15 protein-coding genes are annotated in these 14,557 nt (G+C 37.1%); 13 read left to right on the forward strand and 2 right to left on the reverse strand.

The window, feature by feature from the left end; genetic code table 11:
• The first annotated feature begins 40 nt into the window (after positions 1-40).
• A complete protein-coding gene (locus tag ACS127_RS09550) occupies positions 41-1,690 on the forward strand; it encodes a diguanylate cyclase domain-containing protein (protein ID WP_440894812.1) in 1,650 nt (549 codons plus the stop codon).
• A 302-nt stretch (positions 1,691-1,992) separates the two neighbouring features.
• Positions 1,993-2,610: an SGNH/GDSL hydrolase family protein gene (locus ACS127_RS09555; protein ID WP_440894813.1), complete on the forward strand. Its 618-nt coding sequence runs from the start codon at positions 1,993-1,995 to the stop codon at positions 2,608-2,610.
• Between the two features lie 31 nt (positions 2,611-2,641).
• Here the strand turns inward: ACS127_RS09555 and ACS127_RS09560 are convergent, their stop codons facing one another.
• Entirely contained in the window at positions 2,642-2,779 is a 138-nt protein-coding gene (locus ACS127_RS09560) for a lmo0937 family membrane protein (RefSeq protein WP_440894814.1), read from the reverse strand.
• A 914-nt stretch (positions 2,780-3,693) separates the two neighbouring features.
• Between ACS127_RS09560 and ACS127_RS09565 the strand changes: the two genes are divergently transcribed.
• The 10 genes from ACS127_RS09565 to ACS127_RS09610 all read left to right on the forward strand — a co-directional run bounded on the left by ACS127_RS09565 (position 3,694) and on the right by ACS127_RS09610 (position 12,437).
• Positions 3,694-4,767 carry a TPM domain-containing protein gene (locus tag ACS127_RS09565; protein ID WP_440894815.1) on the forward strand — a complete coding sequence of 358 codons (1,074 nt, stop codon included), beginning with the start codon at positions 3,694-3,696 and terminating at the stop codon, positions 4,765-4,767.
• A 34-nt stretch (positions 4,768-4,801) separates the two neighbouring features.
• Complete coding sequence (locus ACS127_RS09570) at positions 4,802-5,527, forward strand: PspA/IM30 family protein (protein WP_440894816.1); 726 nt, start codon at positions 4,802-4,804, stop codon at positions 5,525-5,527.
• Between the two features lie 97 nt (positions 5,528-5,624).
• Complete coding sequence (locus ACS127_RS09575) at positions 5,625-6,305, forward strand: PspA/IM30 family protein (protein WP_440894817.1); 681 nt, start codon at positions 5,625-5,627, stop codon at positions 6,303-6,305.
• Between the two features lie 298 nt (positions 6,306-6,603).
• Positions 6,604-7,743, forward strand: coding sequence for a tRNA epoxyqueuosine(34) reductase QueG (gene queG / locus ACS127_RS09580; RefSeq protein WP_440894818.1), 1,140 nt, complete (start codon positions 6,604-6,606; stop codon positions 7,741-7,743).
• Between the two features lie 46 nt (positions 7,744-7,789).
• Complete coding sequence (locus tag ACS127_RS09585) at positions 7,790-8,647, forward strand: amidase domain-containing protein (protein ID WP_440894819.1); 858 nt, start codon at positions 7,790-7,792, stop codon at positions 8,645-8,647.
• 34 nt (positions 8,648-8,681) lie between these two features.
• Complete coding sequence (locus ACS127_RS09590) at positions 8,682-9,161, forward strand: tRNA (cytidine(34)-2'-O)-methyltransferase (protein WP_440894820.1); 480 nt, start codon at positions 8,682-8,684, stop codon at positions 9,159-9,161.
• Positions 9,162-9,481: 320 nt separating this feature from the next.
• Positions 9,482-9,679, forward strand: a complete 198-nt coding sequence (locus ACS127_RS09595; protein WP_440894821.1) for a hypothetical protein — start codon at positions 9,482-9,484, stop codon at positions 9,677-9,679.
• Positions 9,680-9,838: 159 nt separating this feature from the next.
• Positions 9,839-10,435 (forward strand): hypothetical protein, encoded by a 597-nt coding sequence (locus ACS127_RS09600; protein WP_440894822.1) that lies wholly within the window; start codon positions 9,839-9,841, stop codon positions 10,433-10,435.
• Positions 10,436-10,513: 78 nt separating this feature from the next.
• A complete protein-coding gene (locus tag ACS127_RS09605) occupies positions 10,514-11,584 on the forward strand; it encodes an undecaprenyldiphospho-muramoylpentapeptide beta-N-acetylglucosaminyltransferase (RefSeq protein WP_440894823.1) in 1,071 nt (356 codons plus the stop codon).
• An 82-nt stretch (positions 11,585-11,666) separates the two neighbouring features.
• Positions 11,667-12,437 carry a hypothetical protein gene (locus ACS127_RS09610; protein ID WP_440894824.1) on the forward strand — a complete coding sequence of 257 codons (771 nt, stop codon included), beginning with the start codon at positions 11,667-11,669 and terminating at the stop codon, positions 12,435-12,437.
• 469 nt (positions 12,438-12,906) lie between these two features.
• Here the strand turns inward: ACS127_RS09610 and ACS127_RS09615 are convergent, their stop codons facing one another.
• Complete coding sequence (locus ACS127_RS09615) at positions 12,907-13,455, reverse strand: beta-class carbonic anhydrase (RefSeq protein WP_440894825.1); 549 nt, start codon at positions 13,453-13,455, stop codon at positions 12,907-12,909.
• A gap of 231 nt (positions 13,456-13,686) precedes the next feature.
• Between ACS127_RS09615 and ACS127_RS09620 the strand changes: the two genes are divergently transcribed.
• Positions 13,687-14,505 carry a S1C family serine protease gene (locus tag ACS127_RS09620; protein WP_440894826.1) on the forward strand — a complete coding sequence of 273 codons (819 nt, stop codon included), beginning with the start codon at positions 13,687-13,689 and terminating at the stop codon, positions 14,503-14,505.
• Positions 14,506-14,557: the final 52 nt, after the last annotated feature.

A 14,557-nucleotide genomic window follows, 5' to 3' on the forward strand; every position in this document is an offset into this window, starting at 1 on the left:
TATAATAATTATAATTTAGCTAATCTGAAAGGTGAGGCAGATGTCGATCACAAATCAGGAAATCATTGATGGGATTCAGGATATGGTTTTTGTTGTCCGTGTGAGTGAGGATGGCAGCCAATTTTGCTATCAATTAATTAATCGAGCAGTACGAGAGAAATTGTTACTAACGGATGAAATCATTGGTAAGGAGATTCGTCAGGTTAATCCAGAGCAGTTAGCAGTGAGCTTAGTAGAAAAATATCAGCAGGCTGTTAAGCAAAAATCGACCTATGTTTATCAAGATGATTACCTGATTTCATTTGCTCGTCAACGGATTTCAGAAACAACATTAACGCCGATTATTGAAGCTGGGAAAGTGACGCATCTTATTGCGATCACACGTGATATTACTGAACAGAAAAAAGTTGAGGCACAGAAGCTGGTCAGTAATCAAAGGTTGAAGTTCAGCCGTCAACGATACAAATCACTGTTTGATGAAAACACTGATCCAATCGCTTACCTCAATGTTTCTGGTAAAATTATTCGGATGAATAAAGCAAGTCAACTTCTTTTACAACAACTGTATCAAAGTAATCAAGATCGAAATATCTTTGATTTAATCAAGACTAATGATGAAGATTTAGTGATTAGAGCTTTTCAAGAAACTAAATTAGGACAACCTCAATCAGTTGAAATTACAGTTATGAGTGAGGATCAATACGAGGTGAGATTGCAAATTAAGTTTATCCCGATGCTTTTAGAAAGGGAAGTTCAAGGCGTTTATTTGATTTTTAAGGATATGACTGCCGAACGGTTTGCAAAAGATGCCTTATTAAAAAGTGAAGAACGTTTTCGTTTAATTGCTGAACATTCATCTGACTTAATCCAAATCTTAGATCAGTATGGGCATTTTGTTTATACCTCTCCATCACACGAGCATGTATTGGGCTTGAAGCTAGCTGATTTTGAAAATAGAAAGCTAATCGATCTTGTTGATCAAAGGTATCATAATCGGGTACAAAATTATCTTAAGTATGCTGTTAGAGATAGAGAGACAAAAAAAGTTGAAGTCAAATTTCGAAATAGTAGCGGGGATTATCGGTGGTTTGAGCTCAAAATTGAGCCTGTTTTTGATCAACAATCGATTTATCAACATACGATTGTTGTGGCGCGGGATATCGAGGAGCGTAAATTGTATGAGAAAAAATTGCGAAGACTCGCCTATCGTGATCCGTTAACCGGATTAGCTAATCGACGTTTATTCAATGATCGTCTTCATCAGACCATTGCTAAATACAAGCGATATGATCAGCTTTTTGCAGTTATTATTTTAGATTTAGACGATTTTAAAGGAATTAATGATCAGTTCGGACACGATGCTGGTGACCAAGTCATTATTCAAATTAGTCAACGATTAAGAAAATCTGTTCGTGAAATGGATACAGTTAGTCGTTTAGGTGGCGATGAGTTTATTATTTTATTGCCTGATATAGGAAATAAAGATAATTTGAAGGTATTTATTCAACGGGTGGAAAAGGTCTTAAAATTACCCTATCAAGTGAATAATACTAGTTTGTTTGTAGGTGTCAGCTTGGGTGCTGTTATTCCAGACAAAGGGAATATTCATAATAAAGCAATCATTTCTCAAGCAGATAAAGCATTATATGAAGCCAAACGTTCTGGAAAAAATAGAGCCATTATTTTATAAGATAAGTTGAAACGATTTAAGTGTGGGGGATGTTCTTCATGCTTTTTTTGTGATAATTAAGTGATTTCGTCAAAGTTGACTGCATTTTCGCTAACTTGATAAGCTTTGTTCTTGAACGAAAATCCGAGAAGTTGAGCATGATTGTGGAGAATTGCGCACAAAACTGAGAAGTTAAGCATAAATCGTAGCAGTAGAACACAAATTTTCCGTGTTTAAGGTAAAATAAACTATGCCGTTTCATTTTATTTATGTCATAATACATATATTAACATGTGTTTCAGCTAGTATAGGGGGAATAAAAATTGTCTAGTAAAAGAATCGTTTTTATCGGTGATAGTATTACAGAATGGGGGCGGTTTGAAGATGCGGATAATATTGGTGAAAACTATGTGCGCATCATTCGCGATACTCTTGCCATTGAAGCACCGAATCAATTCCCAGAGATCATAAATCGTGGTCTTGGTGGTAATCGAATTACTGATTTGTTTGCTCGTTGGCAGGCAGATGTTATCGATCTCAATCCAGATATTATCTCGATTTCGATTGGAGTCAATGATGTTTGGCGCCAGCTTGATCATCCAGATCTAGAGCAAGTTTATCCAGATCAATACGAGCATTTATTCATTCACTTAATTGAAAAAACGCAAGCTGAAACAAGCGCTGAGATTATTTTAATGGAGCCAACGATTATTGGGGAAAATCCACAATCTGAAGGCAATCAAAAATTAATCGCTTATGTTGACGTGGTGAATCAATTGGCTGAGCAGTATCAGCTAACAGTTGTTCCAACTCATCAGGTTTTCCTTAATTATTTAAACAGTGCTAAGCCCTTACCGTTAACCATTGATAGTGTACATATGAGCAGTACAGGTAATGCCTTAATGGCCAGAGCATGGCTGAATACAGTTTATAGAAAATAAAAAGCACCCTGAAACTATTGGGTGCTCCTTACTATCTGCCTCTAATCATTCTTGCGATAAAGACAACTAACGCAATCACGAGTAAAATATGAACTAATCCACCCGCGATTTCAAAGATAAAGCCAATTAACCAAGCTAGAATTAAGATCCCAATAATGGTCCAAAGCATGTTAGTATCCTCCTTTATAAAGATCAGAATTATTTTTATAATTTACTAAGTTCGCGATTTAACCAGCAGAGTTAATATTACAATACCCCACTAAATAGCAATTAAACTTTTTAATTCAAACAAAAAAATGCAATTAAAGATTGTCTTGATCGATTTAACCTGTTATAATATAAAGTATTATAAATTTGCTAACGCAGTGCTTCGTTGAATGAACAATGAAGCATTGCGTTTTTTATTTTATCACAGATAACCGTTCGAAAAACTTGGGGCAACAACGGATTTCGATGGGGCGAGTAACCGCAAGCCCAGATGTTGTCACAAATGTTTTCGGTGGGACGAGTAGAGTAATCGCAATCCCAGTCCCAGGAGGTGACGGTTTTAATCTGCGTTCCCCTAGCTCCCACTGATTGAAGTTTCGTTTTATCGTATTGTAACTGGCTGGTTGACAAAAACACCAAGTCCTAGGATTTAGAATAAGGAAAAGTGGCTTTTGATTCTGAATCACAGGAGATGAATAATTTTAGCAGAAGTCCCTTAAACTAGTGTATTATGTTTAGTGAACTTTTTGAGTGGTCACTATTACCGTTTCCCACGACTAATGAAATAGACCTAATTTATAGATTGCGTTAGTAAAATAGTAAGCTAAAATTCCATAAAAAGGATAATTGAGTAAGTAAAATCACTTATTTTTTGAAAAAGGTGAATATTCTTACTAAAAAACGGGTATACACAAAGTACCTGCTAAAAAAGTGGTGAAAATGTTCCTTTGGATCCCACATTTTACCCGCAATTTTTTCAACAAACCAAATGCATGCCCCCCTTTAAAGACAAAAAGACACACAATTGACACATATTATTCAGTATGCTAATTTTAGGTAAGATAATAAAAAAATAAATGTTTGGAGTGAATGCTTATGGGCAGAGGTAGAGGAGGCGGCGGCCGTGGCGGCGGTGGTAGCCGAGGAGGTTCTTTCGGTGGCAGCCGTGGTGGTGGCTTCGGCGGTAGCGGCAGACGCGGAGGTGCCGGTCGTACCCGCACAGGCGGCTCATTCGGATCAGGAAGACAAAGAGGTGGAGGGAGCTCTGGCGGACTAGGTGGTGGCTTCGGCGGAGGCTATAGACCGCGCCCAAGGTTCGGACCAAGACCTTATTATGGTCGGCCTTTCTGGGGAAGACCACGTTATCGCCGAGGCGGCGGTTGTGGTGGAGCTGGCTGTGGTTTCATCCTTATGTCAGTTTTCCTTCTAGCTGTTGTTTTAATTTTCTTTTCATCAATTGGAAATATCGGTTCTAATTTATTTATGTCCAATTCATCTAATAATATCGTTCCTTCAACGATAGAGCGCGAGCCTTTACCAGCAGGATCAGTTGATGAAACCGATTATTATACGGATGAATTAGGTTGGATAAATAATCAAACGGTCATGTTGAATGGATTGAGACATTTTTATAACGAGACAGGGGTTCAGCCACACGTGTATATTACTGATAACGTCGATGGTTCTAGTAATCCTAGTGATGAGGAAATAGCGGATTATGCGGATGATCTTTATAGTCAGCTTTTCACTGATGAGGCACATGTATTGTTATTCTTTTTCGAACCTGATCCAACGACATATTCAACTTATTATGTAGTGGGATCACAAGCCCGTCAGGTGATTGATAATGAAGCAGGTGATATTTTATTAGATTATATCGATCGTTATTATCCTTCTGACTTGTCGGAAGAGGAATTCTTTAGTCGATCCTTCCAAGAGGCAGCTGATCGGATGATGGAGGTTACTCGTTCACCTTGGATAACAGTCTGGATCGTTGTAGCTATTGTAATTCTTATCTTCTTGCTATTTAGTTGGTGGAAGCATAAGAAAGCACAGAAAAATTTAGAAGCAGAGCAAACTAAGGAAATCTTAAGTAAGCCATTATCCAAATTTGGTAGCAGCGAAACAGATGATTTAACCAAAAAATATGAAGATGATTCAAAACAATAATTAATCATTTCTTTATTAAGGAGGACATATAATTATGTCAATATTAAATCGCTTTCAAGATATTATTAGTTCAAATGTCAATGCTGTACTAGATCGAATGGAAAATCCAGAGAAGATGATTGACCAATATTTACGCAACATGATGAATGATTTAGCAGAGGTTAAGAAGAATACAGCAAGCATTATGGCTGAAGAAGAAAAAGCTAAACGACTTGTTGATGAAAATGAGGCAGATGTTGCTAAATATGCTGAATTAGCTAAGAAAGCCCTAACAGCTAGTAATGATGATGATGCTCGCGTTTTTCTTGCTAAGAAGCAAGAACTTGAGGATATTGGTGTTAATTTAGCCAAAACCTATGCAACAGCCCATGAAAATGCGAGTAAAATGAGGCAAATGCATGATAAGCTTTCTAGTGATATTGAAAAACTTCAAAGTCGCCGGTCGATGATTAAGGCACAGATGTCTGTTGCTGACACACAAGAGAAAATTAATAAAGTAAATAAATCAACTGGAAAGTCAAAAGGTGCTATGAGTTCATTCCAACGAATGGAGGAAAAAGCTACTCGCAGGTTAGATGAAGCAAATGCAATCGCAGAATTGAATGAAGAGCCTGAAGATGATGCAAAAGCACTTGAAGAAAAATATGCTTCAAATCAAGGTTCAGCTGCTGTTGAGGATGAATTGCTTCGGATGAAGGAATCCATGGGTTTAGCTAAAGAAGAAATAGAAACGAATGAAGATATAGAAGAAGAGCAATAAGATAAAGAATTATTCTGCCCTTCCTCACCAGAGGAAGGGTCGATTATTACATTGTTGTTTTGTACAACTAAATTAATTTTAAAGGGAGGGAATATAAATGTCGATTTTATCTCGTTTTCAAGATATTATTAGTTCTAATATTAATGCGGTACTTGATCGACTGGAAAACCCAGAGAAAATGATTGACCAGTATTTGCGTAATATGATGAAAGATTTAGCTGAAGTAAAAAAGGATACCGCTAGTATTATGGCTGAGGAGGCACGTTCAAAACGGTTGGTTGATGATAATGAAGCTGAGGTTCAGAAGTATAATCGATTTGCTAAGAAAGCTTTATCTGCAGGTAATGATGAAGATGCTCGTGTCTTTTTGGCTAAAAAACAAGAGCTTGAAGACATCGGTGTTGGATTAGCAAAATCTTATGCGGTTGCACATGAAAATGCGAGCAAAATGCGCCAGATGCATGATAAATTATCTTCTGATATTGAAAAACTAAAAAACCGCCGGGCTATGCTCAAAGCACAATTATCAGTTGCCGAAACACAAGAAAAAATGAACAAGTTAGATAAAACAACAGGCCGAGCTAGGGGAACAATGGGTGCATTCCAACGTATGGAAGATAAAGTAAATCAGCGTTTGGATGAAGCCAGTGCGATGGCTGAATTAAATGAAGAACCTGTTGATGAAGCAAAAAGTCTAGCAGAAAAATATACTCCAGACAAAAGTTCGGCTGCTGTTGATGATGAATTACAGCGCCTTAAAGAGGAAATGGGCTTATAAGTTTAATATTAACGATGTGATTTAATAAAGAGGAAAGGCGTTTAGTTGCCAATTAAACGCCTTTCCTCTTTGTTATGTTCATCATTATTTGTTAAAGTAAAAGGTATGGAAAAGGTGATTCGACAAAGTAGACATGTTAAGATTTGGAGTATAAGAATAACAAAGACAGTCACAGGATCCTCGCTCAAATTCCACAATCTATCAGAATATTGAAGTCAGTATCACCATGTACAAGTAACGAGCGAGATCAGGCGAATGTTTCTAACCTAAAATGATCGAGAAAAAGGAGGGTTAACGATTGGCTAATGAACAATTAAAGGAAGATATCATTAATTATGCTAAAACAATAGGAATTGATAAAATAGGTTTTGCCTCAGCCAATCCATTCGCTGAGATGAAAGCACGACTAAAAGTGCAACAAGATGCCGGCTACTCATCTGGTTTTGAAAAAGGGACTATAGAAGAGCGAACAGAGCCGAAGCTTCATTTAAATGAGGCTGAATCGATTATTGCTATTGCCGTTGCTTATCCATCACGAATGAAAGATCGCATGTCGAATAAGCGGGGACAAAGGCGAGGGAACTTTTGCCGAGCTTCTTGGGGCAATGATTATCACGAGGTGCTCAATGAAAGACTTGAACAATTAACTGCATTTATTGCAGCACGTGTACCTGGTTTTCGCTCTCGATCAATGGTTGATACCGGAGAGTTATCCGATCGAGCTGTTGCAGAACGTGCTGGAATCGGATGGAGTGGTAAAAATTGTATGATTATTACCCCGGAGTTCGGTTCCTATGTTTATCTCGGTGAGATGATAACCAATCTCCCTTTCCCATCCGATCAACCAATAGATGATGATTGTGGTGATTGTACACTTTGTATCGATCGTTGTCCAACAGGTGCCCTTGTTGCCCCAGGTCGCTTAAATGCCCAAAATTGTCTCGCTTTTATCACGCAAACAAAAGGTTTTATGCCGGACGAATATCGGGGTAAAATAGGTAATCAACTATATGGTTATGATAATTGCCAGGTGGTCTGTCCAAAAAATAGAGGGATTGATAGTCATCTACATCCAGAGCTAGAACCAGATCCAGAACTTGTTAAACCTGAGTTACTACCCCTTCTGTCGTTGTCAAATCGAGAGTTTAAGAACAAATTTGGTAAGATGGCTGGTTCATGGCGAGGGAAAAAGCCCATTCAACGGAATGCGATTATTGCTCTTGCTCATTATAAAGAGGAAGCAGCTGTTGATGAGCTGATACGGCTAATGAATGAAGATCCGCGTCCTGTGATTCGGGGTACAGCTGCCTGGGCGATTGGAAAAATCGCTCGTTCTGATAGCTATCAAGCGATTCGAACAGCAGAAGCAAAAGAGACAGATCCTGAAGTTTTAGCGGAAATGAAAAAAGGCTTGGCCTATGAGCAAGTCATGACATAATGACAGACACCCCTTCATAAATTGAGTTATGAAGGGGTGATGCGTCTTGGGTTTGAATCAATTTTGGCGAACCCAGTTAGCCGAGGAAAAGGATAATTGGGTAAATCGTGTTCGGAATCTTCATCAAGAGCGAGGTTACCAGGTTATCCGCATGACTGGGTCCGGCCAAGTTCTCAGTGAGCGCAAATTACCAGATCAAGAAGTAGAATGTCAATATAACTTACACGTTAGCTTCCTTATTAAAAAGGGGAATCATTTTTATCGTGAAGAACAGTGTCGCCGTCATCAAGCTATATTTTATCGAAGTCGTTTCCATTCAGACCGAGAGCTGCCAGAGCAGAATCAAGCGGTTGTTGAAGATCGTTCCAATCCAATTATCGAATTAACACCTGTCAAGGAACTTGAACGCTTTTATTATGATCGACAAGAAGCGGTTAGGTATGCTGAATATTGGTGGAATGATGCCAATCCGGCGTATCATTTTTTCGAAGTCAATGATTGTACAAATTATATTTCACAATGTTTGCGTGCTGGTGGTGCACCGATGCGTGGTTTTCCGAATCGCTCAACAGGTTGGTGGTACCAAAATGATGATTGGAGCTTTAGCTGGTCTGTTGCACATGCTTTTCGTTGGTATTTAAGTGGATCAACCAAAGGTTTACAAGCAACTGAAGTAGATGCACCTGAAAAACTTCAACTTGGGGATGTCATTTGCTATGATTTTGAAGGGGATGGTCGTTATGACCATACCACAATCGTTGTGGCTAAAAATCATGATAATATGCCTCTAGTCAACGCCCATACAAATAATTCACGTCACCGTTACTGGGACTATCAAGATTCACTGGCATGGACACCAGCGTGTCAATATAAATTCTTTGCTATTGGCAGTGGTGTGTTATAATATTCTGGTGATTAATTGATAGAGGTGAAAGAATTTGAGTGTTCATGTTGTTTTGTATCAACCAGAAATACCTGCAAATACAGGAAATATCGCCCGAACATGTCTAGCAACCCATGCGACCTTACATTTGATTCGTCCACTTGGTTTTTCGACTGATGATAAAATGCTGCGTCGAGCTGGCTTGGATTATTGGCGTGATGTTAAGATTGAATATTATGATTCAATTGATGAACTTTATGATAAAAATCAGCAAGGTGAATTCTATTATATTGAGAATTTTGGCACAAAGTACTATTCTGACTTTGATTTTGGTGATCCAAATAAAGATTTATTTTTTGTTTTCGGACGTGAAACCAATGGGATTCCCAAAGAACTGTTAAAGGGAAGGGAGGACCGCTGCTTAAGAATTCATATGGCAGCAAATGATAAAGTTCGGTCATTAAATTTATCCAATACGGCTGCAATCATTGTTTACGATGTACTTAAGCAACAGGGATTTCCGAACATGCATTAAGAGAGGCTGTACTAATGTATTATGGCATATCTCTATATACTTCTTTTCATAACAGGGATATTCAGCACTGAAATGGTGTGACATATCCCTGTTGTCTATTTTTGTTTAATAAAAAAACTCAATATTAACGCTAGTCAGACTTGAAAGATATGAATAATAAATATACAATTATTGTTAAGGAAATATATCCAAATTTGTCAGGGTTAGTTATTGAAAGTGGACCATTTTGATTGGTTTGCCTAATGGGTTCAACTATTTAAAAAACAGTGTGTCTTAACTAAACTTCAATTATTTTAAATGATTGAGTATGGAGGTTATTGATGAAACTAATCTATGCCAATTATATTTGTTTATTATTCGGTATTTGCTTATTAATTATTTCAGATATATTACAAATTGATGGATTTGCTGGTTTTTCTCTAGTGATGTTAAGTGTAATCTTCATGATGCTTGGCTTTATGATTGGCAATAACCCATGGCGTGTCATGGTTGAATTCTTTAAAAATTTAATGAGTTAAAAGCAGAGTGTGAAACACTTGTCCCTCCATCATAAGCGATAATAAATAACTTTTTAAAATTTTGAATACATATTTGGTCAAATTGTAACAAAACTTAATTAAACACGTCTATCTTTGTAGAGTGATTATTTGTTAAGCTAAATATGGAGGAGGGGCACTATGGTAGAGGACCATGATTTATCGTTAAGTTCTGGTAACGAAAATACTAATTTAACTGATATAATTATCGATAAAATCTTACCCTTTTCAACCAAGCAAAGAAAAGGCTGGTATGGCTTGATCATATTGAGTCTGTTTTTGCTCATTGGCTGCCAGAGTGAAGCGAGCGTACCGGACGGCTATTACACTTATGAAAAAGAAGAAGTAGAGGCAGCAGTACGTCAAGTGACCTTTAATCCAGAAGTCCCCGAGTACGTTCCAATCCCTGTTGAGTTCATTATCTCTGACCCTTATTTGATTGTAGAAACAGATGAGGAAGCCCTCGATATTAGCTTTTATTCAAGAGAAAATGATTTATTAACCTATCAAGTGACAGAAGGCATATTTGAGCTTGGGGAGATGGCAGAAGACATTAAAATAGATTCATCCACTTCAGCTCATTATCACGATAATGGCTTTGCCAAAATGTTAACGTGGGAAAAAAATGGTCTGAGTTATAAACTTGAATTTCGTTCGAGTATAATCGGTGATGATAATCCGTCACGCCCAGTTTCAAAGGAGGAGCTGGTTAAGGTGGCGCAATCATGTCAATCATGAAATGTTACCCTCTCCGTTAATGTTTGTGCTAAAATTAGAATAGGATTTAGTATGATCTGATGAAAGAGGTACAATTTTATGAAAAAAAAGCAAATTGTTTTAACTGGTGGAGGAACAGCAGGGCATGTCATGGTCAATTTAGCGATTATTCCAATCTTGAAACAAGCAGGTTGGTCGATCGACTATATTGGTTCAAAGCAAGGCATTGAGCGTGAATTAATTGAACAACAGGATGACGTGATTTATCACCCTATTTCAACTGGCAAGTTACGCCGTTATTTATCAATTGAAAATATTAAAGATCCATTCAAAGTACTAGGTGGAATTTTTCAAACTTTATCTATTTTGCGTAAGTGTAAGCCGCAAGTTATTTTTTCTAAAGGTGGTTTTGTTTCAGTGCCGGTATTAATTGCTGCTCGTTTAAAGGGAATTCCAGCAGTGATTCATGAATCTGATATTACCCCTGGCCTAGCCAATAAGATTGCGGTTCCTTTTGCCAAGAAGGTGTTAACGACTTTTCCAGAAACTTTAAAGCACTTACCCGAAGAGAAAGCGAGTTGGATTGGTGCAGTTGTACGTCCAGAATTGTTTGCCGGTGACCGTAAGCGTGGTCTAAGGTTGGCTAATTTAACGGAACAAAAGCCTGTCATTATGGTAATGGGAGGAAGTGCAGGAGCGCAAAGAATTAATCAAGCTGTTCGAGACCAACTTGATGAAATAACAAAAACACATCAAATTATTCATATTTGTGGAAAGGGAAATCTTGATCCGACAGTGAATAAGTTCGGCTATCAACAATTTGAATATGTCAATCAAGAGTTGCCTGATTTATTAGCGGCCACTGATTTAGTTATTTCTCGAGCAGGAGCCAATGCAATCTTTGAGTTTCTCGCTTTGAAAAAACCAATGTTACTGATTCCGCTATCACGACAAGCAAGTCGTGGTGATCAAATCTTAAATGCAGAGGCTTTTGAAAAACAAGGCTATGCTCATGTTTTGTTTGAAGAAGATTTAACGGAAGAACAATTTTTGCATCAAGTAACTGACTTAATTGAATCTACTGAAAAGATCAAAGAGAACATGTCCAATTATGAACGCCAGGATGCAACCGAACGTGTGATTGAAGAAATCTTTGAACTAGCTAAATAGGGAAAGGATAAAAAGCAGATCGCCATCTTTCGATTTGCTTTTTACTCTTTAGTAGAGCTATGAATCATTTGGAGGTTAAAGAATGAAGTATATATATGCTTTTGAAACTAAACAAGAGTATAGTGAATATGAAGATGTTATTAGTCAGCTCATTCCAGAAATTAATCAATATAAGGCTATTTTGGAAGAAAAATATGAACTTAAAGAATTACCGAATGGTTTTGTTTGGACGACACCATATATTGCCTCACATATTTTTAGCAATATAAAACTACCTGCTTATACTAGAAATGAGGCCATTTACCTAAGTCCTGATAAAACGAAATGGTTAGACATTTTTCATGAACAACAAGGTGACTATGCCATGGAATGGGTTGACGAGTATTATAAAAATAATATGTTTAGTCAATTAAGAGAGATTGCCTGTCATGAGCTAACACATCACATAGATCTATTTCCTGGAACTTTTGATGATTATGCTGATTCTGATATTTGGTTTGAAGAAGGAATGGCTTTTTACATTCCTAGAAAGAATTTATTATCAACAGCCGAGATGGAAGAAATCACAAAAATAGAACGCACGATTGCCAAACAATTGAATGAAAAATATGGGAATCATAGTGTGTTTGATTTTGGTGAGGAGACCTATGAGGGTAGTATTGACAGCATCATGTTTGACTATTTTAGAAGTTATCTAATTATTAAATTTATAGTTGAGCAATTTTTTTCTGGAGATGAATTGGATTTATTGAAAAAATATAATGATTATTTTCCAAATCGAAAATCGATAAATTTTGAATCGTATTTTAACATTTCTCTGGCTGAAATTTGGCAACAAATATTAAAGGAATAATTGAAGAGCTAACTGCTATCACCTTAATTAAGAAAATGGCCAGTCATATCAAAGATTCTAACCTAAATTACTATATAAAGCATTGATGAGTTGATCATTGTTCTTTTGGCATAACTGGCTTTTTATCACAGAAAATCGACCGTAAAACTCGAAACAACAATGGTTTTCGGTGGGGTGAGTAACTGCAGTAAGGAAAGCTACGGCGTATTTGCCAGGTTAGAAAAACTTGGCTTATCGCCAATCAAATCTTTTATTTCTTTGATCGGGCAAGAATAAGCACCTTACCTATTCTGAGTCCCAGTCTCCATCAGTGGAAGAAGAGCGAAAACCCTCCACTGAATGAAGTTTCCCTTTATACTTGATGATAAGCGAGTTTTTTGTGACTGATCTTTCAAGTCGTTACTTGCTTACTTGAATTTGAATTTAGGAATGGGATTTAGCATTATAAAAATTGAATTTTCGCTTTGCCTTATTCATAGCCATTAATAACGAGATCAAGTTTCCCAGTCTGTGGATCGATAACTAATCCATGAACAGGCATATCATCAGGCAAAAGAGGGTGTTGATCAATTAACTCAACAGAGCTTTTTACCGATTCTTCAATCTGATCAAATCCTTGGAACCACTCTTTAACATCAATATCCAATTGATTTAAATCATCTTCACTAACACCATTTATTTTCATACGTTCAATGAGATCGTCAGTATCTAAATTACTCATTCCACAATTATGATGACCTACTACATAAACTTCGTCTGCTTGTAAGGCATGAACGGCGACAAGAATACTTCGCATGACACTGCCATAAGGATTTTTTATTAACGCACCGGCTGTTTTTAATATTTTAACATCACCGTTTTTGAAATTCATTGCTTTAGGTAACAGTTCAGTGAGACGGGTGTCCATACATGTTAAAATCACGGCGTGTTTATTTGGTATACTATCTGTTTCATATAATTGATATGATTTTTCTTCGACAAACTGATAATTATGTTTTAAAATATCATCTAATAACATGACTACATCCCCCATATCTTTTTTTCTATGATAGATGAAAAACAATGTTCAAAGCAAGTTTTTTTTATCAGAATGAAATCTAATGGTGATATTTCCCGGGAAATGTCGATAGGTAGGGATCATTTTTTGAGTGTGAATGATGAATAAGAACAACTCGGATCTTTGTTGTAGCTATAAAAAGAAGCTTTGCTTTTTAAAAATATACGAAACGTGAGCTACTGAGGTGATCAGATGACGGAGCCAAAAGAAGACCGCGATTTAATTGATGAAGATTTATATGAAGAGATCGATCCTGAAGAAATGCTTGAACTGTTGGAAATAGAAAAGGCAAATTTAAAAGAGAAAAATAAAGTAAAAGCTGAAGCAAAAAAACCACGTTTTTCACGATGGTTTTATGGTTTGATTGTTTTTGTTTTATGTTTAAATGTAATCGCCTTATTACCTCGAACTTTTTCAATTCCAGCACTTGATTTTTTACGGACTTCCGCTCGGCTATCTGCAGATCAGACAGTTCATATGTTTAAAGAAGCGGTTGTTGTGATTGAAACGACTGATGGAAAAGGAACTGGATTTGGGATGACTGAAGATGGTTATATTGTGACTAACCATCATGTTATTGAAGGTGAAGACGAGGTTATGGTTAACTATCCAGAAGCTGGATTGTATAATGGGAAGGTTATTTCGAGTGATGAAGAAGTAGATTTAGCCCTTGTCAAAGTGGATGCTGATGAAGCTGAATTGCCTTATCTATCATTAGCCGAGGAAGCCGATTTTCAAAGTAATCAGCAGGTTTTATTTATTGGTAATCCCCTCCGATTTAATGGTATTGCTAACGAAGGTGAGTGGATTGGCATGACGGCGAGACAAAGCTTAGCGACAGAGGTGATGATGTTAGATGCCCCGGTCTATCGTGGCAATAGCGGCAGTCCTGTAATCAATGGTCAGGGTGAGGTTATTGGTGTTATTTATGCGACAACAAATGATCAAGAACTTGGTAAGCTAGGGCTTGCTGTACCTATTGAAAATATTGATCGAATTTTAACTAATTAATTAACTTGTATAGCTGGATTCCTTGACCAAAGTTTCCCTTTATCACAGATAA

This window comes from Amphibacillus sp. Q70 (genome assembly GCF_052055485.1).
Taxonomy (GTDB): domain Bacteria; phylum Bacillota; class Bacilli; order Bacillales; family Amphibacillaceae; genus Amphibacillus.

Coding starts and splice junctions, on each gene's coding strand:
- ACS127_RS09610 (WP_440894824.1), top strand. CDS start 11,667: ATGAAGTATATATATGCTTTTGAAACTAAACAAGAGTATAGTGAATAT.
- ACS127_RS09615 (WP_440894825.1), bottom strand. CDS start 13,455: ATGTTATTAGATGATATTTTAAAACATAATTATCAGTTTGTCGAAGAA.
- ACS127_RS09550 (WP_440894812.1), top strand. CDS start 41: ATGTCGATCACAAATCAGGAAATCATTGATGGGATTCAGGATATGGTT.
- ACS127_RS09605 (WP_440894823.1), top strand. CDS start 10,514: ATGAAAAAAAAGCAAATTGTTTTAACTGGTGGAGGAACAGCAGGGCAT.
- ACS127_RS09595 (WP_440894821.1), top strand. CDS start 9,482: ATGAAACTAATCTATGCCAATTATATTTGTTTATTATTCGGTATTTGC.
- ACS127_RS09560 (WP_440894814.1), bottom strand. CDS start 2,779: ATGCTTTGGACCATTATTGGGATCTTAATTCTAGCTTGGTTAATTGGC.
- ACS127_RS09575 (WP_440894817.1), top strand. CDS start 5,625: ATGTCGATTTTATCTCGTTTTCAAGATATTATTAGTTCTAATATTAAT.
- ACS127_RS09620 (WP_440894826.1), top strand. CDS start 13,687: ATGACGGAGCCAAAAGAAGACCGCGATTTAATTGATGAAGATTTATAT.
- ACS127_RS09565 (WP_440894815.1), top strand. CDS start 3,694: ATGGGCAGAGGTAGAGGAGGCGGCGGCCGTGGCGGCGGTGGTAGCCGA.
- ACS127_RS09570 (WP_440894816.1), top strand. CDS start 4,802: ATGTCAATATTAAATCGCTTTCAAGATATTATTAGTTCAAATGTCAAT.
- ACS127_RS09600 (WP_440894822.1), top strand. CDS start 9,839: ATGGTAGAGGACCATGATTTATCGTTAAGTTCTGGTAACGAAAATACT.